This is a genomic window from Paenibacillus sp. sgz302191 (assembly GCF_057749925.1).
The window spans coordinates 14,664-37,617 of the sequence record NZ_JBYLHY010000051.1 but is presented as its reverse complement, the minus strand read 5'-3'; the positions used below and the strand labels follow the sequence as shown (position 1 = coordinate 37,617).

At 42.1% G+C, this 22,954-nt stretch carries 19 protein-coding genes and 4 pseudogenes; 11 read left to right on the top strand and 12 right to left on the bottom strand.

Annotation, left to right across the window (positions count from 1 at the left end; all coding sequences use genetic code 11):
• Positions 1–463: 463 nt before the first annotated feature.
• From AC3G2T_RS37005 to AC3G2T_RS36995, 3 genes are all read right to left on the bottom strand, one after another.
• On the bottom strand, positions 464–892 hold the full coding sequence (locus AC3G2T_RS37005; protein ID WP_474687135.1) for a MarR family winged helix-turn-helix transcriptional regulator: 429 nt from the start codon (positions 890–892) through the stop codon (positions 464–466).
• Positions 893–1,238: 346 nt separating this feature from the next.
• Positions 1,239–1,877, bottom strand: coding sequence for an MIP/aquaporin family protein (locus AC3G2T_RS37000; RefSeq protein WP_474687134.1), 639 nt, complete (start codon positions 1,875–1,877; stop codon positions 1,239–1,241).
• A 274-nt stretch (positions 1,878–2,151) separates the two neighbouring features.
• A complete protein-coding gene (locus AC3G2T_RS36995; protein ID WP_474687132.1) occupies positions 2,152–2,562 on the bottom strand; it encodes a hypothetical protein in 411 nt (136 codons plus the stop codon).
• 1,189 nt (positions 2,563–3,751) lie between these two features.
• Between AC3G2T_RS36995 and AC3G2T_RS36990 the strand changes: the two genes are divergently transcribed.
• The 10 genes and pseudogenes from AC3G2T_RS36990 to AC3G2T_RS36945 all read left to right on the top strand — a co-directional run bounded on the left by AC3G2T_RS36990 (position 3,752) and on the right by AC3G2T_RS36945 (position 14,909).
• Positions 3,752–6,733, top strand: coding sequence for a Tn3 family transposase (locus AC3G2T_RS36990; RefSeq protein WP_474687130.1), 2,982 nt, complete (start codon positions 3,752–3,754; stop codon positions 6,731–6,733).
• Entirely contained in the window at positions 6,730–7,437 is a 708-nt protein-coding gene (locus AC3G2T_RS36985; protein ID WP_474687128.1) for a tyrosine-type recombinase/integrase, read from the top strand. The genes AC3G2T_RS36990 and AC3G2T_RS36985 overlap by 4 nt, the downstream gene beginning before the upstream one ends.
• Positions 7,438–7,916: 479 nt before the next feature.
• Positions 7,917–8,099, top strand: a pseudogene (locus AC3G2T_RS36980) (cytochrome d ubiquinol oxidase subunit II); the annotation flags it as partial.
• A gap of 217 nt (positions 8,100–8,316) precedes the next feature.
• Positions 8,317–9,885 (top strand): spore germination protein, encoded by a 1,569-nt coding sequence (locus AC3G2T_RS36975; RefSeq protein ID WP_474687126.1) that lies wholly within the window; start codon positions 8,317–8,319, stop codon positions 9,883–9,885.
• Positions 9,882–11,063 carry a Ger(x)C family spore germination protein gene (locus AC3G2T_RS36970; RefSeq protein ID WP_488438576.1) on the top strand — a complete coding sequence of 394 codons (1,182 nt, stop codon included), beginning with the start codon at positions 9,882–9,884 and terminating at the stop codon, positions 11,061–11,063. Before AC3G2T_RS36975 ends, AC3G2T_RS36970 begins: the two co-directional genes overlap by 4 nt.
• Positions 11,064–11,314: 251 nt before the next feature.
• The gene (locus tag AC3G2T_RS36965; RefSeq protein WP_474687123.1) at positions 11,315–12,412 is read left to right on the top strand and encodes a GerAB/ArcD/ProY family transporter; all 1,098 of its coding nucleotides are present in this window, start codon (positions 11,315–11,317) and stop codon (positions 12,410–12,412) included.
• A 411-nt stretch (positions 12,413–12,823) separates the two neighbouring features.
• A complete protein-coding gene (locus AC3G2T_RS36960) occupies positions 12,824–13,003 on the top strand; it encodes a hypothetical protein (RefSeq protein WP_474687122.1) in 180 nt (59 codons plus the stop codon).
• A gap of 411 nt (positions 13,004–13,414) precedes the next feature.
• The gene (locus AC3G2T_RS36955; protein ID WP_474687120.1) at positions 13,415–14,044 is read left to right on the top strand and encodes a TetR/AcrR family transcriptional regulator; all 630 of its coding nucleotides are present in this window, start codon (positions 13,415–13,417) and stop codon (positions 14,042–14,044) included.
• A gap of 14 nt (positions 14,045–14,058) precedes the next feature.
• On the top strand, positions 14,059–14,460 hold the full coding sequence (locus AC3G2T_RS36950; RefSeq protein WP_474687118.1) for a DoxX family protein: 402 nt from the start codon (positions 14,059–14,061) through the stop codon (positions 14,458–14,460).
• A gap of 32 nt (positions 14,461–14,492) precedes the next feature.
• Positions 14,493–14,909 (top strand): VOC family protein, encoded by a 417-nt coding sequence (locus AC3G2T_RS36945; protein ID WP_474687116.1) that lies wholly within the window; start codon positions 14,493–14,495, stop codon positions 14,907–14,909.
• Between the two features lie 564 nt (positions 14,910–15,473).
• Here AC3G2T_RS36945 and AC3G2T_RS36940 read toward each other — a convergent pair.
• The 6 genes and pseudogenes from AC3G2T_RS36940 to AC3G2T_RS36915 all read right to left on the bottom strand — a co-directional run.
• Entirely contained in the window at positions 15,474–15,923 is a 450-nt protein-coding gene (locus AC3G2T_RS36940; protein ID WP_474687114.1) for a VOC family protein, read from the bottom strand.
• A gap of 113 nt (positions 15,924–16,036) precedes the next feature.
• Positions 16,037–16,435, bottom strand: coding sequence for a hypothetical protein (locus AC3G2T_RS36935; RefSeq protein WP_474687112.1), 399 nt, complete (start codon positions 16,433–16,435; stop codon positions 16,037–16,039).
• A 115-nt stretch (positions 16,436–16,550) separates the two neighbouring features.
• Entirely contained in the window at positions 16,551–16,835 is a 285-nt protein-coding gene (locus AC3G2T_RS36930) for a DUF6262 family protein (RefSeq protein WP_488438575.1), read from the bottom strand.
• Positions 16,825–18,789, bottom strand: a complete 1,965-nt coding sequence (locus tag AC3G2T_RS36925) for a site-specific integrase (protein WP_474687109.1) — start codon at positions 18,787–18,789, stop codon at positions 16,825–16,827. Before AC3G2T_RS36925 ends, AC3G2T_RS36930 begins: the two co-directional genes overlap by 11 nt.
• Positions 18,786–19,917: pseudogene (locus AC3G2T_RS36920) on the bottom strand (tyrosine-type recombinase/integrase). Before AC3G2T_RS36920 ends, AC3G2T_RS36925 begins: the two are co-directional and overlap by 4 nt.
• Positions 19,918–20,088: 171 nt before the next feature.
• Positions 20,089–20,319 (bottom strand): annotated as a pseudogene (locus tag AC3G2T_RS36915) (Tn3 family transposase); the annotation flags it as partial.
• 43 nt (positions 20,320–20,362) lie between these two features.
• On the opposite strand from AC3G2T_RS36915, the pseudogene AC3G2T_RS36910 reads away from it, so the two are divergent.
• Positions 20,363–20,920: pseudogene (locus tag AC3G2T_RS36910) on the top strand (Tn3 family transposase); the annotation flags it as partial.
• A gap of 1 nt (position 20,921) precedes the next feature.
• On the opposite strand, the gene AC3G2T_RS36905 reads toward AC3G2T_RS36910, so the two are convergent.
• The 3 genes from AC3G2T_RS36905 to AC3G2T_RS36895 are packed head-to-tail and all read right to left on the bottom strand — an operon-like array spanning position 20,922 to position 22,901.
• Positions 20,922–21,287, bottom strand: a complete 366-nt coding sequence (locus AC3G2T_RS36905; protein ID WP_474687108.1) for a YolD-like family protein — start codon at positions 21,285–21,287, stop codon at positions 20,922–20,924.
• Entirely contained in the window at positions 21,284–22,525 is a 1,242-nt protein-coding gene (locus AC3G2T_RS36900) for a DNA polymerase IV (protein WP_474687106.1), read from the bottom strand. Before AC3G2T_RS36900 ends, AC3G2T_RS36905 begins: the two co-directional genes overlap by 4 nt.
• Complete coding sequence (locus tag AC3G2T_RS36895; protein ID WP_474687105.1) at positions 22,515–22,901, bottom strand: YhjD family protein; 387 nt, start codon at positions 22,899–22,901, stop codon at positions 22,515–22,517. Before AC3G2T_RS36895 ends, AC3G2T_RS36900 begins: the two co-directional genes overlap by 11 nt.
• Between the last annotated feature and the right edge of the window lie 53 nt (positions 22,902–22,954).

Here is a 22,954-nt window from a genome sequence, read left to right as displayed (position 1 = left end):
TTCTAACGTGATGGGGATTTCCCCCATCCATTCAGATATGAAGTTAGGTCTCTTTAGAAACCCCCTAGTTTTGTTGTTCATTTCTGAGCAGGTTGTCTAGGAACAACGCGCACGGGTAGTACCAGCGAAGCTGTCACTATGGGCAATGTAATCCATCTTCTATCAGGAAATTTAGAAAAAAATTTCCACCCCCAGTATATATTTTTGCCTAATGTACCAAATCAATCATGAGTGAACAAGGTGTCTTTCTTTCGCAATCCTCATGATCAAATCAAAAAGAGTAATCCACCCTCGCAATGAAGGGTGGATTACTCTTTGCGGGATGAGCTTAACAGCAGTCGCCCAATCATGCTGCTGTAGAAGCGATTACAAACTCGCTTTGGTATGTCAAACGCTCCGTGATGCCCCGCCGCCGATAGACAATTAGTCGCTTGTGGGTTGTTATGGACCGCTGTACCGTGAATCATTTTCGCCGGGTCAACTTCACGATCTCCGACAAATGTTCGAGCATAGATGCATATCGGTCTTCACCCAGATCATTTAGAACTCTAGCCTGCGCCTGCTCATATAATGGAATTGCGAGGGTAAGGAGTTCCTTGCCTTGGGATGTAATCGCAACAAGTCGGCTTCTGCGATCCTTTCCTTCCGTAATCGAGACTAAACCCCGCCTTTCCAGCGGTTGGAGATCCCGCGACAGCGTGGTCCTATTCAGCATAAGAAAATCGGATAGTTCCGTAATCGTGGAAGGTGAATCAGCCGTGTCAATCGTCATAAGCAACGTATACTGTGTAGCCCGAATACCAGCCGGTCTTAAATATTCATCATACAAGCCCGTAATGGAACGGGAAGCCTCTCGCACATTCCAGCAAGCGCAATCTGCCAAACCGGCCATCGCTGATAACCCTTTCGTCGAACCTTTTTCATTCGTAATTATAAGCATATACACATATTAGTTCGTCGTCAATAGCGGTTCTTGGATTCCTGTCGTTGTTCTTGTATTTCTCAATATTGATCAAAACTTTCTAGTTGCACCTGTTCACCAATTTTATTAATGCTTATGAAGTTCATGTAAGGGGTTCTTAGCTCTTTCAAATTTCAAGTTTACCTATGGACATAACCGCTCAGTTCGTAGCCTAGATTGTCCCTAGTTTCACGGCAGAATGGTGCGTCGCTTCAGCCGTCTCCTTCATACAGTCCCATTCCGAATCCGATTCATGGATCCACGGGAGGATTAACAGCTATTCGTGTAAGAATCGATAAATATAAGCTGCTAGCAACGCGCCAATGACGGTAGCGACGATGTAAACCCACAAATACTCGAACGTTCCTGAGACAAGGGCCGGCGCCAGTGATCGCGCGGGATTCATCGAAGCGCCGCAGATTGGTCCAGCAAACATAGCCTCTAAGCCGACAACTCCACCGATAGCAACTCCGGCAAACTCCTTCACTGCTTTTCCATGAACCGCAGACCCAAGAATGACCAACATGAGAGCAAAAGTAAGAATCAATTCCAACATAAAGGATTGCTCCCATGATCCTCTTGGAAGCGTCGTTCCAAGATGAGCTACGTTCCCGAACAGTCCAAGCAGAACAGAGCTTGCCAGGACCGCACCGGCTACTTGTGAACCGACATACCTAACTGCCGTTTTTGCATCGATGTCGCTGCGTATCCAGAAAGCTACGGTAACTGCAGGATTAAAGTGAGCACCGGAAATATGACCGAATGCATAAATAATAACCATCACAACAAGGCCAAATGTTAAAGCCACACCGATGTGTGTAAGACTACCAGTCAAGCTGTTGATCACAACCGCGCCCGTCCCGGCAAACACCAACATAAACGTGCCGATAAACTCTGCCAAAAGTTCTTTTCGCATACTCGACAATCCCCCCCACCTTTGTAACTTTTATTCTTAGAAAGACTACTTTCTGCAACAAATCGACTAGTGACACCTAATCGAACTACACCTGTTGCGATAGTATGTGATCCAATGCGGCCAAGATTGCGCCCTCAAAACCGGATGCGAAACGTTCCGAAACTTGGACAACCTCAATCGATTGTTAATTGTAGCGGCACCCGATTCTTACTTAACGACACTTCCAAGAACTTTATCCTTGTCAGAAATCGCTCGCGGCGCCTTCTCCTTAGCCTTACGAAATCGCTGCGCCCAACTGATCGTTGGTCAACGCCTGACCGCCAATCCCCCAGGCCCCATCGACCGCGTGAACAACATTGATCCAGATACGCTCTTTAGGCAACTTACCACCTGACATTTCGTGAATAATATTTGTCGCTTCCTCGAAATACCCTTGTTGAATTTCCCTGGTATTGAATGCGATCGACGGCGTTTTCCATTCAATAAAAGCGACAGGCCCTTCTTTCGATCCAGAGAACGTATGTCCTTTCGAAATCAAGTGAATGGAACCTACAATGTTCGGCGTCATGACCTTGTCACCACTGAGACCATGCCATTTCAGCATTGCATCACTGAGACGTGCGAACGCTTGCTTCTCGGTTCCTTGAGGCAAAACACCTTCTGATAGAGTGAGTGTAAGAGGCATAAATATCTTTTCTCCTTTATATTTAGCATAGTTAGTTAGCCCTAGTTGAGCTTATCGTGCAGTCGATACGAAGCCTGACAAGGAATTTACTGTCGTTGAACAGCTATGGTTACTGCCACCGTCTACCCTAGCTTCGTTGTGCGGGATGGTGTCACGCTACCAACCGTTCCCCTCAACTTCCTAGCACCGACATACGTCGGTCTTCGCTTAGGAATCCTCCGTGCTCTTTTATTCGATAATCCGCCATTTTCACGCAATCAAAATGGCTAAATATGTTTCGTAATCGTTTCGCTATCCGGTTTTCAAGGAACAATCGTGAATCCTAATGAATCCGCTTGGCAACGTCTTAAATCCAAGGCCATCGGCGCTGAAGGGTCACTGTCGTGTTCGGAATAGACATGTATAGTTCCCCTTCGTCATTATCACTAAACCTATACTCATTGATTGAGACGGTATCGTGGCCTAACCTAGCCAGGCCAGAATCGCTTCCATCGCCAACAAAAGGATTATATTTACTATGTGTATATACACGCAATAGGTGCAAACTAAATCGTTATGTTCTCTTTCTATTATTGAGGTTTCAATATCCGCCTCACCGTTACCATCCGATATTCTTACCTTTTCACAAAGCATCTCCTTACATAAAGCAATATTTCCTCCTATTTTTCTCTCTCATTCATTAGTTTTCAGGAATAGATCCTGTATTCATCCAGTTTACCGTCCTGGATGTATCATGTCCTCCTATTTGCGTGTATATACACGTTTTTTTTGCTAAAATAAAAAAAATCTGATTGTCGATTCGCTTCCTCGTTCAATATAAGTATATACACGTATTTTGATCGCGTCAAGCGATGATTTTTGAGTTCATCAAGGTTTACTTGGACAGAATCCGTGCATCGGAAATTATGACTATTCGCTCTACCGCATGGGTAGTGTAATTCTATAAAAATCAGACAAGGAAATCAAAAGTAAGTGGATAAATATGTAAATACCTTGTTACGAACTTCTGTTCCATTGCTACTCGAACCCTAATTCCTAATCATATGAAGTTCCGAATAAGTTTTCGTAAACAGAACTTAGTTGTATTTCATTCGTTTGTTGTCTATTAAACTATGCTCAGATATACTGAATTTAAAAGATAAATTCCGATACTGGTGTTTTTAGGAACTTTAATTTTGGGGTGATATCCGTGAAGCGCAGCTGGGAGTTAGAAGAACTCATTGAGCATTTTACGTTACTACCGAATGAAAAGAAATTAGTTGGTAATAAAACTGGAGAAACTCGTATTGGGTTTTCTGTACTGCTTAAATTTTTTCAATATGAAGCCAGATTTCCTCAACAAAAATACGAGGTTCCTAAAGCTGTTATTTCTTATATCGCCAAACAAATCGATGTACTTCCTGAGCTTTATTCGCAGTATGACTGGAATGGCCGAATGATTAAGTATCATCGTGCTCAGATTCGGGAATTCTTCGGTTTCCGAGAAGCAACCGTTAAAGATGCTGATGATATGGCCGAGTGGCTTTGTGAACACGTACTTTATCACGATCACGACGCTAAGCATATTGAAGCCTACGTGTATAGCCGATTTAGAGAACAGCAAATTGAACCTCCCACGGTAGATCGAATAGAAAGGCTTATTCGTTCTGCAATACGTTCTTATGAGGAACTTTTTTTCGAATCTATTTTTCAAAAGTTATCTCCAGTCACGTTAAGACAATTGGATGGTCTGATTGATAGCTTAGATGACATTAAAGAGGATGACTCAGAATTTTCTTTGGATGCTCCATCCAATGGGCAAATAACATTTAACGACTTGAAATCGGATTCGGGTCGTGCCAGCGTTAAAACCATATTTCGTGAGTTTAATAAACTACGTACAATTCGGAATATCGAATTACCGGATCATTTATTTCGAGACATACCTCTAAAGGTAATCAAAAAATACAGACAACGAACCGCTACCGAAGATCTGCGTGAACTAAGACGGCATCCTGATCCTATTCGCTATACACTTCTATCCGCATTTTTTTGGCTGAGAAGCGAAGAAATTACCGATAGTTTGGTCGAGTTGCTTATACAGATCATTCATCAAATTTGGGTACGTGCTGAGAATAGAGTAGATAAAGAAATTCTAAATGACTTAAGGCGTGTTGGTAACAAGTATGGGATATTATTTAACCTGGCTCAGACAGCTATCAACAATCCGGATGGAGTCATTAAAGATGTGCTATATCCTATAGTTAGCGAACAAACGCTAAAGGACTTAGTGAAGGAATTTAAGCACACCGGTCCGGCATACCGCGAAAAAATTCATACCGTCATTAGAAACTCGTACAGCACCCACTACCGGCGAATGGTTCCAGAGCTTCTTAACATGCTAAACTTCCGCTCCAACAATGAGGTTCACCGTCCCGTGATCCGAGCGCTCGAACTCATTAAAATGTACGCTGATACAGGACAGCATTATTTCTCGTTAACGGATGACATTCCGATAGATGGTGTCATTCGTGCTGGGTACAAAGAGATAATTGTTGAAAAGGACGACAAAGGGCAAGAGCGAATCAACCGTATCAACTATGAAATCAGTGCCTTACAAGCACTAAGGGATAAGCTACGCTGCAAAGAAATTTGGGTGGAAGGATCTTATCGCTATCGGAATCCAGAGGAAGATTTACCTCAAGATTTTGAAGAGAGACGCGAAGAAAACTATAAAGCCTTGAATCAGCCGTTGGATGCTGAATCGTTTATTAACAATATCAAGCAAGAGTTGACTCAAGGCTTAGAAAAATTGAATTCAGGGATGCCTAAAAATGAAAAGGTAAAAATTACAACAAAGAAAAATGGGTGGATCGGTCTGTCTCCTCTTGAGCCGCAGCCTGAACCCTTGAACTTATCTAAAATAAAAAGTGAACTCATTCGCCGCTGGCCTATGACGAATTTATTGGACATCTTAAAGGAAGCTGATTTACGTATCCAATTTTCTGGCCAATTTAAAACAGCAGGTGTGAGAGAAACAATCGATCGGTTTACACTTCAAAAGAGGTTAATCTTATGCCTGTACGGGCTGGGAACCAATATGGGACTGAAACGCATTTCTTCTGGCGATCATGGGGAGACGTACAAAGATTTGCTCTATGTGCGCCGTAAATTCATTAACAAAGACAATTTGCGTAATGCAACGTCGGAAATTGTTAATGCGATTTTCCGTTCGAAAATGCAGGATATCTGGGGCGAAGGTACGACTTCATGTGCTTCCGATTCCAAAAAGTTTGGGGCTTGGGATCAGAATCTGATGACAGAGTGGCATATCCGGTACCGTGGCCGCGGCGTCATGATTTACTGGCATGTGGAGAAGAACTCGACGTGCATTTACTCGCAGCTTAAATCGTGTTCATCATCTGAGGTTTCAGCTATGATGGAGGGGTTACTACGGCATTGCACAGATATGAAGTTAGAAAAAAATTATGTGGATACCCATGGGCAAAGTGAAGTAGCTTTTGCTTTTTGTCATCTACTTGGATTTCAGTTAATGCCGAGACTGAAATCAATTGGTTCACAGAAGTTATATCGACCAGAACCGGGAATGACTGATGCTTATTCCAACTTACAGCCGGTACTTACTCGCCCGATTAACTGGGAACTCATCCGACAGCAATATGATCAAATGGTGAAATATGCTACAGCATTACGCTTAGGAACGGCAGAAACAGAAGCGATAATGAAAAGATTTAGTCGTAATAATCAAGTAAAGCATCCTACTTATTTAGCGCTGCAGGAGTTAGGGAAAGCCATAAAGACCATATTTTTATGCGAGTACTTAAATTCAGAAGAAATAAGAAGAGAAATTCACGAAGGTTTAAATGTAGTAGAAAACTGGAATTCCGCAAATAGCTTCATTTTTTGTGGTAAGGGTGGTGAGATCGCTACCAATCGATTAGAGGATCAAGAAATGGCGGTACTATCCCTTCATTTATTACAAAATTGTTTAGTCTATATCAATACTCTGATGCTTCAAAACGTTTTGTCCGATAAAAAGTGGTTTAACTTAATGGCTCCGGAAGATTTTCGAGCGATAACACCTTTAATATATACACATGTGAATCCATACGGCTCCTTTAATTTGAACATGAATGAACGTTTGCTATTGGAAGGTGAATTGTTGGCATGACCGAAAAGAGAATATCGGCAAAAAAGAAGGCGCGGGAACTAGCTAAATATCTTCGAACTGAAAGACCGGATTATGCTTACTTAAAAAGTCTATTCCAACACCTGAGAGCGGAACTTGAAGTTGAAGTACCCAAGGCATCCAAAAAACTGCCGTATGTGCCGACCGAAGATGATTTGAAAAAATATTATGAAGTTGTCTGGAAGTCAAAGAATTTTCAGGACATGATGATCGTAAAGACTTTAATGTATACCGGCGTTCGCGTTAGCGAGTTAATCAATATCAAGCTATCGGACATCGATTTTCATTATTGCCAGATCCGGATTAATAAAGGAAAAGGTAATAAGGATCGGATTGTCCCATTTCCACAGACATTTAAAGAGCTGCTGGCCATGCATGCAGATTCGATGAAAAAAAAACAGGCGGCATACTTGTTTGAATCCTCATGGAAGAAAAAGTACACGGATCGAGGTATTCGCAAAATCTTGGCCAAATACTCGGAAGAAGCAGGGTTAGCACAAAACCTATCACCTCACAAACTCCGTCATTTTCTGTTAACGTGGTTGAAAAAGCAGGGGATCGATGATGCGTTGATTCAGCCTTATTCCGGTCACGAAAGCCGTAAATCATTAGAAGTGTACTCTAAACTCGCGATCACCGATGCACAATTTGAATATAACGAGGTCATTAATAAGTTTCCAATTTAAATAACAGATTATGATGGAAGATGAAAAAAGATGAAGTCTAAGCAAATTACTTTGCCCCTGATGACAGCTTCGCTGGTATTACCCCAATTAGTTCCAGAATTCAAAAACAACATAAAGTATATAACGTGACAGTTGCTACGGCATGTGCAGACTTTAATAAAAGGAATGAAATAAAAACGAGTGAACATGCAGCTGCAGACAAAACTCGAAAGGTCACTGTTTACATATATCATTGTCCTAAAGGGCATCAGCGTTTTGAATTAAATGCTCTGCACGAGAGTCCACTTCCTTATTGTGATAAGTGCAATGTAATACATGGAGAACAAAATCATTTTATGTTTACAAAGAAAGCAAGAATGCCACTTGAAGCAATCGAGAGAAAACAGATACAACTTCAAAAATTTCTACTTCGTGAAAGTTAGAATGATTTTATTAAGAAAGAGTTGGGGGAAGAAGATCCCTGACTCTTTTTTTGGATCTCGCATCTTCCCTATTTGCTTTACCCGTATTTGACGCTTGCCGGCAGTGCGACGAATCCGGTCATGGGACGGGCCTTGGTCGTATCGTTCTTGGCGGGACTCGTCCTGTTGATACCGGCGCTTGTGCTGCTGCTGAGATTATTTCTGTTTAATGCCCAGTATGTGAAGGGAGAAGCGTCATGAATGTTTTCGACCGACAGGATAAATGGCTGATGCGGTTTTGTTTCGGGATCGCGGTTTTGCTTTTGTTTTCTGCCATACGGTATGTGCTTTAAGAAAAAACCGGCAACTATCTTAATTTGCGGCTTTGTATGTTAATCTCCGATCAGCTTTGTATGTTTAAATAAGGGGGTAAATGATAAGACTAAATCATAATCACTCCACTTATCGAGGTACCCTTATGTTCCTATTTCAACGTTTCGGAAAAAAGCAGGAGAAAAAACTTCTTACTCAAGTTAAAATCGAGCCTGTTGTGACGGGGAACCAACTTGACGAACGAATGGAATGGTTTCATAAACAATTGGATCGGTGCTTCGATGTTGTTTTTTACCCTTTTACCGTTTGTCAATTTGAAAAGTGTGCGGTTATTTACATAGACGGGATGATCGATCGGGGTTTATTTCAAGAACATGTATTGGATCCGATGATGGATCCCGCGTTTGCCGAGTCAAAAGCCGATTTGATCCATAAAGTATTAGATACAAAGAAACTGTCCGTTTCGTCCTGCATCTTAATTACCGACCTGACCGAAGCTGTCAATAAAATTCTTGAGGGTCAAATTCTGATGTTATTAGATGCGGAAGACCGAATGGTCGTATTTCCCTTCACTTCGTACGAAAAACGAGCTATCAGCGAGTCAAAGAACGAAATTGTGATTCTTGGACCTCAAGAAGCCTTTATCGAGGACCTAAAAACGAATATTACCTTGATTCGCAGACGAATTAAAAGTCCGGCGCTAAAGATGGAAAATCTTCAATTAGGAACACACACGAAGACGGATGTCGTCATTGCATATATGGAAGGGACTTGTAAGCCAGAATTAGTTGACGAAGCTAAAAAAAGAATTTCGCGAATCGTGATTGATGGTGTGCTGGGAAACAGCTATATAGAAGAATTCATTGAAGATAATCCATACTCCCCTTTCCCGCAAGTACAAAATACGGAGCGACCGGATGTTGCAGCAGCAGCTCTGCTGGAAGGAAGGGTAACGATCTTGACCAACGGGACTCCAATAGCAATGATCGCGCCCGTTACATTCTGGATGTTTCTCCAATCCGCAGAAGACTATAACCAACGTTTTTTTTCAGCATCATGGACTCGGTGGGTTCGCTATATCTTTTTACTCATTTCCATGTTCTTTCCATCATTATATGTAGCGCTTACCACCTATCATCCTGAAATGATTCCGACCAACTTATTGATCAGTTTGGCCGCTGCCCGGGAACCGGTTCCTTTTCCGGCGATCATTGAAGCTTTCCTCATGGAGATTATTTTTGAAGCTTTGCGTGAAGCAAGCATTCGAATCCCGACTTCCCTTGGTCAGGCTGTAGCCGTCCTCGGAGCGTTGGTCATCGGAGAAGCGGCTGTTCGAGCAGGGCTCGTTTCTGCCCCCATGGTGATTATTGTTTCTTTGACGGGGGTTGCGTCTTTTGTTGTACCTAATTATAATTTTGGCCTTACGCTGCGGTTATTGCGATTTCCAATCATGTTCTTAGCGGGTAGCTTTGGTCTGTTTGGTCTGACGGTTGCGATCTTCCTGGTATTGTTGCATCTTGTTTCCCTGAGGTCTTTCGGTACCCATTACTTTTCACCATTAGCCCCCTTTGTTTTTGGCAACCTGAAAGATGTAGTCGTAAGAGCGCCATGGTGGTTCATGAATAATCGCCCCGAACTGTACGGTAGAAGGGACTCCAAACGTTTATCTTCTCGCGAAGCATGGCATATTCCAGGGGAGGAAGATGGTGATTGAGTTTGTTATCTATTCGTCATCTATGGTTTGGAGCGAGCCTAACTTTTCTTCTCCTCGCAGTACTGACAGGTTGTTGGTCACGGATCGAAATCAATGATCGCGCTTTGGTCATCGGAATATTTGTAGATAAGACGGAGGACAATGAAATCGAATTGACCGTTGGTTTCCCTCTGCCTAATCGGATCAGCGGACAATCAGGAGGAGGAGGAGGAGGTGGTGGTGGTGGTGGTGGTGCAGGAAAAGGAGGAGGGGAGCCTTATACCGCACTAAGTGCTAAAGGTCAAAACATCGCAGATGCATACCGAAATATTCAATCCAGTCTATCCCGGAAAGTCTTTTGGGGACATGTAAAAGTCATCGTGGTCGGTAAAGAGTTTGCCGAAGAAGGAATACAGCCCCTTGTAGAGTTTATTGAGCGCAACTCCATGCCCATTAAAACCTATTTGCTGGTGGCATCCGGCAAGGCAAAAGATATTTCGGAATTCCCTTCTAACTTCGAACGCTTTCCGTCCGAAATTTTTCGGGACTTTGCCCATCAACGGGTTACAATTGATTCAAACGTAAGGGATTTCCTGCGGGCTGACGATTACAGTGGAGATATGATCACGGGAATAGTCGAAAGAAAAAAATCAAGTGAGAGAGGTGTACATATTGGGACGGATGGAGCCGCGCTATTTAAAGAGGGGAAAATGGTAGGAATGTTAAACGAACAAGAAATGCGCGGGGCTCTGTGGATATTAGATCGAATGAAGGAGGCTATTATTACCTTTCCGTCTCCTACAGATAAGAAGCTCATTAGTTTATTCGTTCTTCGAACGAAAACAAGTATTAAGCCGGTCATTAAACAAGATCAGCTTGTTTTTAAAGCGGAGGTTACACCGGAAAGTAAAATCCAATCGTCCGATTCCAATATCGATATCTCGGATCGGAGGATGATCCTTCAATTGGAGAAAATCTTGGCATCTGAAATTGAAAACCGAATGAAAAGCGCTTTCCAAAAATCGAAACAAAAGGGGACTGATGCGTTCCAAATGGGCGCTTATCTAGAATGGCATTATCCGAAAAAATGGAAAGAATTAAAACCCGATTGGCATCACATCTATCAAGAAAAAGTAAGCTTGGACATTCAAGTCAAGCCTCGGATAAAAAGCACCGGCAATGAGCAAAAAATTAGGTGAATAACAGCTAAAGGATACCTCGGGTGATCACATGCTTATTCTTATTGTAGTTTTTACGTTGTTGGCTATTTTTGAATGGAGCTATTTAACAAAGCGGAAACGAAAACGGAGAACATTTATTATTGTGTACTGCGTGTTGGGATTAGCTTTGCTGTATAACCTTTCACTCCTTCTATTCGATCATGTTTTGAATCCCAATTATCTCATTAAGTACGTGTTTAAACTAACGTAGAAGGAGGTGGTATGACGCCATGGAACGAGTATCCCAAGGACAGGTGATTATGTTTTTCACTCTTTTTCTTTATTCAGGCCTTGCTGCTAATTTGATAAGTCCTCTTACAGCGACCACTCGATATGACGCATGGCTTGCTTTTTGTTTCGGAGGGTTAGGTGGATTAGCGATTGCGTTTATTTCCGTTTCACTTGCCAAAAAAAGACCAAAAGAATTTTTTGCTGCTTACGGAAAAGAAATTGTGGGAAAATGGCTCCATCTTCTATTCATGATTCTTTTCATTTTTTACTTTCTTCACCGCGCAGCGATTGTATTATACTTTACTCAAAATATTGTGGTTGATGTCTATTTACCCGGAACACCGAGCTGGGCAGTTTCCAGCCTGGTTGGAATATGCGTCGCGATTGCCGTTCGTTCAGGAATTGAATCCATTTTTCGCATGGCCCAATTTCTTTTTTTGATTACTACATTTCCAATCTATGCATTTGGGCTCACACCTTTCTATGTAGGATTAGATGTTTACCATAAGACGGCAATCGCTTTTTTGACCAATCATGATTTAAAAGCATTATTCTCCGGGATCTACGAGTGCACGCCGTGGTACGGTGATATGTTTATGATCCTTTTCTTTTTTCCGCAAATAGCAAAATCTAATAAAACGATGCGTTCCCTAACTTGGAGCACAATAATTGGCACATTTTTTATTTTAATGTATCTAATACCAATAATATTAATATTTGGCCCCGCGCTAACAGGGCATTTGGCCTATCCTGTATATGAAATTATCCGCTTTTTTCGCACCGCTGATTTCATCGAGACGATTGATCCTTTTGTAGCGGTCCTTTATATACCCATTGTAGTTATTAAAATATGCCTCCTTTTGTACGTGTCTGTACATAGTTTCAGCCAAATTGTATCTCTAAAAGATCATAGGCCGTTTTCTTTCTCGATGGCGGCTATAATGGTTGGATTCTCCGTCTATATGGCAGAAAATATAACGGAGTTCCAAAATTTCATGAAACATGTATGGACAAGCTATGCGTTGTTGATCCAGTGTATCCCGATATTTTATTTAATTATCGTTTGGATACGTTCCAGAAGACTTGAACGATTGTAAGCATGCGCACCCTTAGCGTGTTTATCCGATGGAGTCCCCAAATGAGTGCTCATCAGGATATTATTGATCGTAGCTCGATTAAGCGAAATACTCCTAGGGAGATAAAGGAAGCTGTATTCTACGCAATGGCGCGCAACAATGCCCTTAACAACTTTCTATTGATAGCTGATCCAATACCAGTGAGATTACAGGACAATGTAATGATTAACGAAGAATTTAATTGTTGTTTTTGCATGAAACTATCCTCCTGTATGATTCTAGTAGACGTCTCTGGATGGTGCAAGGGCGCAAAATAATATTGAATTTGTGTACTTGGTGTGATTTGATCAGAGCATGAACCGCTTTGAAAATTGCGTCCTTTTAAAACCCAGTAACGTCTATATAAGTAAGACTTGTTGAAGGGGAATTTTTATGGAGATTGAATCGATTTGGAAAACCTTTTATAGGCCGTTGCATCAGTTCGTCTTGAAGCGGACCGGTAACGAATTTGCAGCAGATGACATTTTGCAAAACGTGTTTATTAACATATACAACTATCTCGGCTCATTGAAAAACAGCCAGGGGTACCGCCAACAAACCGCGTTTATCTAAACTCCAAGAGTGGAAGTCCTGATTAGACAAGGGCTTCCACTTTGTTTATATGTATTCAATGTAAAATGTCAACGAATTTCCTCAAAGAGTGAGTATCGGAACAATACGATTGCAATCAGTATATCGAAGCAGCAAATTTTAGACAATACGAGTCTCATAATTCCCAATGTTCCTTTTACAAAAAGACATTCGGAACATTGATTTTTAGAGGAATGAGGGGTTAACTGTTTAATGTAGAATATTACCATAATGAGAGCAAATTAACTTAACTCGAATATTTGCTCAAAATCTAAACGAGTTATGATTATCGGTGGGTTTACTGTGCTATTGACGGGAGGATAAAAATGGAATACAATAATGACAGTCATCACTGACAGACATTTCATGTATTCTACAGAAAGGGAGTTGATCATGCATCAAACTAAGCAGGGGAGCGCGGAGAAATTGTTACGGGCCGCGATCGACCTAATTTCGGAGAGAGGCTACCATGGCGTCACGACACAGGAAATCGCCACATCTGCCGACTTAAGCGAAAAGACGCTTTTTCGACATTTCGGAAGCAAGCAAAATTTACTGGAAACCGCCCTTGAACGTTTTCAGTATGCCGAAGAGATGCGAGTGCTCTTCAACGAGCAGATTGTGTGGGAGTTAGAATTCGACCTATTGGCTATCAGCAAAAAATATCATGAAATCATGAACCGAGACCGAAAGCTAATTCTGATCGCCTTAAAAGATGAGGTTCATATCCCCGGCTTTAAAGAACGTCGACTGCAGCATCCTCGCCAACTGCTGACGTTTCTGACAGATTACTTCATTACGATGAGCGAGCAAGGGAAAATTGCTTGTTCGAACCCCACCATGCAGGCATTTACGTTCATGATGGCCCAATATGGCGCGTTTATTAACAATTTGGAATCTAGGGTGAACTATCCTGATATCGATCTTGAACAATTCATTCAAGAGAACGTGAAGATATTCGTCAGGTCCCTAATGGTATATGGCAGCAACCCTGTCACTACCCCACTAGAAGAATCCCCTTAAGGAGTGTTTTACTTATGAAATGGGTTGTACGCATTCTGCAGGGTCTAATTGCATTGGACTTTTTGTTTGCTGGGGCTTCGAAAATCTTTTCCACTGCCGACCAAATCAGGGAATTTTTCACTGACAAAATTGGTACGCCGGTCGCATTGATTTACACAGTTGGCGTTTTTGAAATTTTGGCCGCACTGATTCTTATAGCCGGCTACCGTAGCCAGAAAGCGGTAGCTTCATCGTTAGCGATCATGATCGTCATCCTGATCGGAGCGACTCTAACGAATCTCGCCGCAGGCCACGTGACGGATGCAGCTGTTCCTTTATTGATTTTAGTATTTGCGGCCGTCCTCTTTTACCTGAAGCGTGACGCACTCAAGAGCTTACGGTTTATAATCCGCAGGAACATCAATACTTCCAAGTAATGACGATAAAAAATATAATGAGGTGACCAAAGATGGCATACAAATCGACTCACACTTTTGTAAACTTGCCTGTTAAAGATTTAAATCGGACAAAGGAATTTTTCAGCAGCATCGGCTTCGAGTTCAACCCCCAGTTCTCCGACGAAAACTCAGCCTGCCTTGTAGTAAACGACAATACGTTCGTTCAGTTGCTTACGGAGTCGTATTTCCGGACGTTCATTACCAAGCCTATAGCAAATGTCGCCAGCGCTGCTGCAGGAATTATTGCGCTATCTGCTGACAGTAGAGAACATGTAGACGAACTGGCTAACAAGGCGCTTGCCGCGGGAGGGAAGGAAAGCAAAGCGCCGGCGGATCATGGCTTCATGTATGTTAGAAGCTTCGAGGACTTGGACGGACATCTCTGGGAAATTGCCTTCTTTGACGCAAGCGCCTATTCTCAGGCTTAAGGTTCATACTTGATATCGGAAAACGATAGCACAATAAAAGCAGCGACAATCCTAGGATTTTCTGGCTCCTAGATTGTCACTGCTTTTTTTATCAAGATCCTCTATTTTTTAAATGTTCGTTCGTTTCATATTGAGAAAGAAAAATCCAGGCTAGCCGAAATTCAGGGCTTAGCGTATATTTTCCGCGTTAAAATGTTGGCGTCTAACGGATACAACTGTTCAATCTCCAACTAAGACTAGACTGCCGATCAATGTCGGCAGCCTAGCTCTGTCTTTGGCCATTGACGTAAACAACCCGATACGATAAATAAATAAATATAGTTTTATTCCTTAGTTTGCTCGTAGTGTAATATTTATCCATCTACTTTGCCCCTGGCTGTCATTATCTAAACGAGCGTAAGAAAACCCCTTGAAACATAAGGCTCTGCACTTTGTTCACATGTATTCAATGTATTTTTGTCGTAGCTTCGCAAAAAACAGACCAAAACTGGAACAACACAGTCTTGGCCTGCTTTTTTCTGTCATTCCACTATCGTATCCGTTAGCGTAACAGTTACTGATTTATTACTTGAGCTGCTCGCTCAATCCGACGATGATGCCTTCGGGACCGCGGATGTAGGCGAGTCGATTCGTGTCCCCGTATTGCACCACTTCGCCGACCAGTTCGGCGCCATAGGCAATCAGGCGCGCGACCACGTCATCGATGTCATCAACGGCGAACATGATGCGGCGGATCCCGAGTTCGTTCACCTGAGCCTTCTCCGGCCCAGTTCTGATCGCATCCGGCGTGTGGAACTTGTCCAGCTCGATCCGTCCGTGGCCGTCAGGAGTGCGCATAAACACGAGGGTAGCACGGACGTTCTGAAGGCCAATGAGACGATCTACGGAGGAGCCCTCGACGGTCGTTTCGCCCTCAAACTGGAATCCGAGTTGGAGAAAGAAGGCTTTAACTGCTTCGAGATCGTTAACGACGATAAGGACGTTATCCATTCGTAGTAATTTATTTTTTGTCATAGTTTTATCTCCTTGTTCATAATTTATCTAGTTTAAACATCCTAAATATAACATTTCCAGCGTCCGTTGAGCATAACTGCCAGTTAGCTTAACGATCCAGAGCATTCATTTACTTAGGGCAGATCAGCCTTTAATCCGTTAGCTTCCTCAGCGGTAAGGAATTCTTGTTTATTAACTGGAAGACCCTGTACGAGTTCATCCAAGGTTTCAACAATACCTTGAATTTCATCCTGAATCTCCACATTAGGGCGGTTTTCTACCAGTATTTTAAGGAAATCTACGAATTGACCACCGCCTTGACCCTCGTAAAAGGCATCTACAACATCGAATAGCTCGTCGGATAGTAGATTTATTTCTTCATCGGTACAAGACTCCAGGAAGGCCGTTGTATCGTTCATATCTCTCGTTAGCGCGTAGCTAATATGCCATGAGTCATCCTGAAAACGCGGATCGGTATAATGTAGACGCTTTTTTCGTTGAATCATCCATTTTACTTTTTCGGAGTCAAGCATGATCTAGGCTCTCCATTCTAAAATTTATCGTAGATTATCCCGCGCAGCTTCATTAATTCATCCTTCAGATGTTTGTTTTCAGTCTCAAGTTCTTTTATCCGCTTGTTTTTAGCAGCTATGAGAACATCCTTGCTTCAGTCATTTCACGTTTCACTTGCTTAGCAGAGAGGAGACCTTCTTGCTGTTTACGCAGCGTTTCTATTCGATCGCGAATCTCCGAATGATTATAAAGATAGGCTTTAGAGGCGCCGGACTCTGTGGAAACGCTATTGAAGTTTATCTTGCCTTGTTGCTTAATAAGTCGTTGGATTGCCTCATCGACCTTTACCGCGGCGGATAGCTTCTTTTGCTGGGCATATTGACGTACACCTTCTGTGTTTCTCGTATGTTTACCGGGCATGGACTCGTTCCTCCTCGGTATACTCACGGCCTTTCTTTCCGGCAAGATGGTGTGTTTTACCTGTCTTTAGAGCCTCTAAGATCGGTTCTAGGCGTTCAAGCAAGGCCTGGTTCTTTTCTACCCATACTAATCGACCAAGACGATTACCGCGCTCAATAATGGATTTCGTCTCGTGTATCTCGTGTTCGAATTGCGGAATGAATTCCGGTGTCGTACAAAAATTCCGACATGACAGGCAGGGATTAGCTTGAGTCGGGCAGGGTTGTTTAATGGGCTTCATGCAATACCCCAGTTCCATCTTCACAGCATCCAAATTGTATCGAATATACTCCCATTCAATAACATCTTCATTCTCAATTTCGGTTAAATCAATTTTTGTCGGTTTTCTATTGACAGGGTCGATCCTAAAGATGCCTAATTTCGTAGCTTCTTCCCAGGATTTTCGCATTGAAGTATCGAGTATTTTGGCATACCTTAATGTCATTTCCGGAGAAGCATGAGCCATCCATTTTTGCACGTGTAATAAATTCATGCCGTTGTTTATCAATTCAATACCTTTGGTATGACGGAAAGCATGGTTTTTTAAATGGAACACGTTACCTTGATCATCTAAAATGTTTTGCTCATGGACAAATCTGTTTAAGCTTCTCCGTACGTCATAGTAATTATAAGGCCTACCTTTTCTTACGCCTTCGAGCTGAACAAATAAGTATTTCTTTGGATTGTTACTCTCATGGCTTAGGTCTTTTACGGTTTCAATCACGGTTCGAATCACTGCGGCCACTTCTTCTGTTATAGGCACACGATGATTCAAGACTTGCGTTTTTGTAATATCACCTTTCAAATACCATCCTTGGCTCGTGTATTCTAAACAGTTTTCATATTTAAGATTGAGAATATCTGAAATCCTCCAGCCGGTTGCCCGAAGCAATATAATAACTGGTATGAACTTAGGGGGCTTCAGGTATTCTAATCTTTCCTCAATTTGTTGGATCACTCCCTCAGGGATATATTTAATATCAGTTTCTGTACGATTTCTGGGCCGGGGAAAGTCTTCTTTAAATAATAATAGATTGACTGGAAGCTTAGGGGCACCAACGTATTGAAGCCTCTCTATGTTTTCCAAAAAGACTTTCAGGGTAATAACATGCGCTCTTTTGGTCGTTATTTTATCTTTTAATTCCTGGTTGTGCCATGCTAAAAAGTCTTCAATATCTATCCTGGCTAAGTCTTGTAAAGTATTCCACGAGGGATGTCTGTTATGTAGAAAAGTCAGAAAAAGCTTAATGGCTGTCAGATCAAGGCAGCATTGTCCGATGGATAATCGACTAATTCTAAACTTCAGATACCGTTTAGCCAAATCTTGAAAAGGCTTGGGAACATCTTTGAAATTCAATATTTGCCTCGATTCATGGTCAGCATATCTGGCACTAGGAATATTTCTGACATCCCAAACCTCTTTTTCAAATTCCGTTCTTGTATCATAGTAGCTTTGGTAAAACAAATACAATCGGTTTAACAAGTTCTCGTAATTAGAGAGTTTTCTTCTTCCGTAAATAAGAATGCTGAGTCCATTTTCGCTGAGATAGGAACGCAGCTGCATCAATGCTTTATTAATTTCTAAATCAGCAAAACTACGGAGATTCGGAATATGTTTTGCTAAAAAATCAGATAGTCGTTTAAAGGATCCGCCATAATTGTGTATAGCTGAGGCTAATTGAAGTTCACCGTTTTGAACACGGTTAATTATGAAGAATTTCACTTCATTTTTTAGCATGGGGGAGAAGTAAGAAAAATTCATGTTATGGTGTGAGTTTCCCTTGGCGGCTTTTTTAAAGTTGTTGAAGATCGGATCGTTTGTATCCCAAATATCATTTTCCCAGTATCCCGAAAGGTATTTGTTTAGCTCGTCAACCTTACTTTCGCTAATGGGGGTAATAACAGATAGTCTCATGTCTTATCAATATCCCTTTTGTTCTTGATGAGTTTCATGTTCTCTTGAGCTTTTTCCCAGTCTTTTCTAATGTCTTCATCCGAAGGGTGAATATACATCTGCATTGTAGTTTGAATATGAGCGTGTCCAGCACGTTTCATTAAATGTTCGTCCCGCCAACCTGCTTTTCTAAGTTCCGTTAGCGACGTGTGGCGCAACATATGCGGCGTAATATGGACCGATGTTTTCTTGCGTAAGCGCTGAAATAAGGAGTCTACGTCCGCGTACTCCAATGGCTTTCCTTTGTTTTCTCCGGACAATTTGATGAACACATGATTTGTATCCACATGCTCGGTATGAAATTCAGCAACATAGTCCAAGTACAGATTCATTAAATCCGGAGAAACATCAATACTGCGTGGACTACATACCGTCTTGATTTCAGCGAAGTTGGAAAGTTCGCCGCGATCGCGGATATGTATCTTTCGGGCATCGATCTCGAAGTCTTCAAGCCACAACGCTAACGCTTCTCCGATCCGCATCGAGCTTTCCCATAGCAACTGAATCAAATACTGATCTCTCACATTTTCACACGCATTAAGCAGTATTGCGATATGTTCTTTCGAAATGGTCTTTGGTTTTTGCTTAGGTACTTTGAGTTTAAGGATATGGGTAGTGAAGGCTTTATCCTTATTAATGTGGTACAGAAAATCCTTAAAGCCTCTGCGTGAACCCGACATTTGTTTTTTGACTCGTTCGGCTAATTGAATGCTGTAATCTTCATGTCTCATGAGATAATCATAAAAACCGATTACCGTATTGATGATGATATTGACGGTCTTCGCTTTTCGAATCGGCTCATTCGATTGAATGGGGGATACCTTAGCGTGTTTATAAGGATTCTGTAGCCAGCGCATGAACTCGGCTAACTCGTCTAAACCGATTTCTCGATAATCTTTCTGCACTTGATCAAGGTATTCAAAAAATAGCTTCAAGTGGAAACAGAATGACCGTAAAGTATTCCGGGCTGCACCACTGTTATCTTTGAATTTCAAATACTGTAGAACCGGCTGTACGGGTTCATCATTCGGATTCATCAGCATATACCGTTTTTTTACCATCTTTTGTCTCAAGACTGACAACCCTCATTAAACCACTCCTGTTGTTTTCCTTGATACTTTTAAAACAAAACCTTCCCTCCCGCGCCTTCGCTTGGACTACGTCCTCAACCTTATTAATATACTATAAATACTATAAAATCCAATAGAGATATAGCATCAATAAAGTAATAAAAATAATGAGTGACGATACATAGAATACTGTAAAGTCACTCATTATGTCGAGTAGAGATAACCGCGTTTTGTTGGCGCTCCCCCCTGTACCGTAATGCGGATTCGCATCGGCATGAAGTGCGGCCACCCCAATCTGAACACACATTCCGTCCGATGAGGACGTGGTACCATCACCCCAATAAGAAGGCAGCGACAATTTATGGTGATAATTGACGAGAACAGCCTGCGCTTTGTTCATGGTATCTTCATAAAGTCGCCAAACTGGAGAAACTGCTGCGCGGCCAAATCAATACAAAGATCATCGGGAAGGAACGGTTTCGGCTTCGCTGATTATGGGAAAACTCGGATCTTATGCTCGTCAAAACCGTTTAGCAACCGCACTCCGGGAAATGGGATGCATCTAGAAAACCACCTTCATCTTAGACTATATTTCAAGTGAAGCGCTGTGGCGGAAGATCAATCGGTTTTTACAAAAGAGAAGCGATGAACGCATTGGCCGAGCAATCTTTTTGGCAAACACGGCGAACTGCGTGAACGTGATCTGCAAGATCAGCTCCAACGGGCCCGCGCATTGAACATCCTCATCAATGCAATCAATGTATGGAATACCGTTTATTTAACACAAGCAGCGGAATATAGAAAAAGTAATAACGCAATTGAAAGTAATAACGCAATTGAATGAAGAATTGTTGAAGCATATTTCCCCTCTTGGCTGGGAGCACATTAATTTCTTAGGCGAATATAAATTTGATCTAAAACGAATCGCAGTTCTGAAAGGGATACGGCCTCTTAAACAACTTTCAAATCTAGATCTAATTTTACAAAATTCGAGAAATATTTACTGGAATTATTTAATTTAGATCAGCATTCTTTGGTACTATCCCAATCATTGTTACAGGATATGATTTTTATGATATCAGCCAAATGGATCCATCCAGAATCATAGTTATAGACTAATTTAACGGCTTCACGTTGTCGATCAACTTGCACCACAATGCCGGTAACTTCTTTTTCGTCGTACTCCTCGAACAATATCAATGTAATACTGGCCTTGAATTGCATCGATTCGGCCAGACAGTGAAAAATGTACTCCATTTCTTGCTCATCCAATTGGGGTCGTGTTTTTTTATTCAATGCCTGTTGGTGTACGAGGTAAGCCTCCTTATGCTCGGGCAGCATCATTCTGGATGATTCGAACAGTCCGTTACCCTCAAGTTTTTTACTCATTTATAATGCCCCCCGATTTTTTGTGCTCGATCCCGAGCTTGACCGTGTTCTCTTAAGGAGGATGCTCGCATAATAGAAGCATTCCCATACTTTTCTTTAATTTGATCCGTCGTTTTTTCTAGCTTTAATTTCTTTTCTCTGTCATCGAATAAAACAAGCTGATATTCCTGATCGCTTACAAGTTGACTTAATGTAACGCCTATTCTTCGAATAGGGAGTCCATCCCAATGCTGCTTAAACAAAGCTGCCGCTGTTTTGAAGACCTCATTCGTGAGATTCGTCGGATCAGGCAGCTTCATTTGCCTGTAAAAGCCAGTTGGTCGATCAAAATCCGCTCCCTGAGAGCCAACAGATACAACCCAGCCCATGTAGCCTTTTGCGCGGCAACGTTGGCAAACCAGTTCTGACATCTCTAAGAGGGGAACCATGATTTGATCGAGGGTTCGATAATCAACTGGAAGCGTCATTTGGTGGCCAATCGCTTTCTGTCGGTCATGCGTACCGGGACTTACCGGTGAATTGTCTACTCCGTTAGCTATAAGCCATAGCACTTCGCCGTTAATGCCCCATTTAAATTTAAGTTTGGCTAACGGAATTTGAGCTAATTGACCAATCGTATAAATCCCCATCTTTTCTAGATGAAATCTCATTCGGGAGCCGATCATGAACATCTGATTGACCGGTAGCGGCCAGAGTGTCGAGTGCAACTCGTCGATGTTCATTTGGAAGATTCCTGATTCGTTTCGCTTGGCAAAGTTATCGCAAGCCATTTTGGAAAGCACTTTGTTTTCACTGATCCCGATACGTACATATACCCCCAGTTCCTTCATAACTTTGAGTTGAATGCTTTGGGCAATGCTGATCGGATCGCCAAAAAGCCCCAAGCTTCCGGTAATATCGAGATGCTGCTCGTCAATACTGTATGGCTCCACCAAATCGGTATATGACTGAAAAATCTCCGTAATTTTTAACGACACTCGGATATATTCTTGCATCCGTGGGCGGATGACTACCAAATTGGGGCACTTTGCAAGTGCTTCTCCTAGCCGCTCCGCCGTAGTAACACCATATTGTTTCGCAAGAGGGCAGGCCGCAAGAATGATACCAGAACGGCGAGCAGGATCACTGGCCACGACCAAAGGCTGGTCTCTGTATTCCGGATGAGCTGCTTTTTCGACGCTTGCATAGAAGGATTGACAGTCCGCCAACATCACAATTCGCTTTTTTTTAGGTTTCATGTGAAATGCTCCTCACATCGATGTCTAGATACATGCTCAATTTCACATACAACTCGGCTTTGACGAGACCCCACAGCATAGAAAAATGCCGATGGTAGCCCCTGCATAAATAGCGGATTTCTATACGCAATTTGGTACGCTGCTGTTCATATATTTTAATCCCGCGTCCCCGGAGCCTAGTTCGAACGGACACCAAGTCAGCAGTAATTAGGTTTTGAATGTGACGTAATTTTCTTACATAGATTACAAACATTTTTAACGGAGTTGTCTTCAAAGCAGAAATATCTCCTTCCAGAACATCGAGAAGGAGGACTAACAGAATGAAATCTTTCACCAGTTCAAGGTCTTCTTCCGTTTCCATGGGTGCTGGCTTCATCTGATCCTTCTCCTTTTGAGCATAATTGGGTTGGCTTATGCCCATTTTTATTT

Bases quoted from the DNA above. Each gene is read 5' to 3' on its own strand.
- AC3G2T_RS36975 (WP_474687126.1), top strand. From the start codon at position 8,317: ATGTTCCTATTTCAACGTTTCGGAAAAAAGCAGGAGAAAAAACTTCTT.
- AC3G2T_RS37005 (WP_474687135.1), bottom strand. From the start codon at position 892: ATGGCCGGTTTGGCAGATTGCGCTTGCTGGAATGTGCGAGAGGCTTCC.
- AC3G2T_RS36900 (WP_474687106.1), bottom strand. From the start codon at position 22,525: ATGAAACCTAAAAAAAAGCGAATTGTGATGTTGGCGGACTGTCAATCC.
- AC3G2T_RS36985 (WP_474687128.1), top strand. From the start codon at position 6,730: ATGACCGAAAAGAGAATATCGGCAAAAAAGAAGGCGCGGGAACTAGCT.
- AC3G2T_RS36950 (WP_474687118.1), top strand. From the start codon at position 14,059: ATGAAATGGGTTGTACGCATTCTGCAGGGTCTAATTGCATTGGACTTT.
- AC3G2T_RS36905 (WP_474687108.1), bottom strand. From the start codon at position 21,287: ATGAGTAAAAAACTTGAGGGTAACGGACTGTTCGAATCATCCAGAATG.
- AC3G2T_RS36945 (WP_474687116.1), top strand. From the start codon at position 14,493: ATGGCATACAAATCGACTCACACTTTTGTAAACTTGCCTGTTAAAGAT.
- AC3G2T_RS36960 (WP_474687122.1), top strand. From the start codon at position 12,824: ATGGAGATTGAATCGATTTGGAAAACCTTTTATAGGCCGTTGCATCAG.
- AC3G2T_RS36925 (WP_474687109.1), bottom strand. From the start codon at position 18,789: ATGAGACTATCTGTTATTACCCCCATTAGCGAAAGTAAGGTTGACGAG.
- AC3G2T_RS36965 (WP_474687123.1), top strand. From the start codon at position 11,315: ATGGAACGAGTATCCCAAGGACAGGTGATTATGTTTTTCACTCTTTTT.
- AC3G2T_RS36935 (WP_474687112.1), bottom strand. From the start codon at position 16,435: ATGCTTGACTCCGAAAAAGTAAAATGGATGATTCAACGAAAAAAGCGT.
- AC3G2T_RS37000 (WP_474687134.1), bottom strand. From the start codon at position 1,877: ATGCGAAAAGAACTTTTGGCAGAGTTTATCGGCACGTTTATGTTGGTG.
- AC3G2T_RS36955 (WP_474687120.1), top strand. From the start codon at position 13,415: ATGCATCAAACTAAGCAGGGGAGCGCGGAGAAATTGTTACGGGCCGCG.
- AC3G2T_RS36995 (WP_474687132.1), bottom strand. From the start codon at position 2,562: ATGCCTCTTACACTCACTCTATCAGAAGGTGTTTTGCCTCAAGGAACC.
- AC3G2T_RS36895 (WP_474687105.1), bottom strand. From the start codon at position 22,901: ATGAAGCCAGCACCCATGGAAACGGAAGAAGACCTTGAACTGGTGAAA.
- AC3G2T_RS36940 (WP_474687114.1), bottom strand. From the start codon at position 15,923: ATGACAAAAAATAAATTACTACGAATGGATAACGTCCTTATCGTCGTT.
- AC3G2T_RS36930 (WP_488438575.1), bottom strand. From the start codon at position 16,835: ATGCCCGGTAAACATACGAGAAACACAGAAGGTGTACGTCAATATGCC.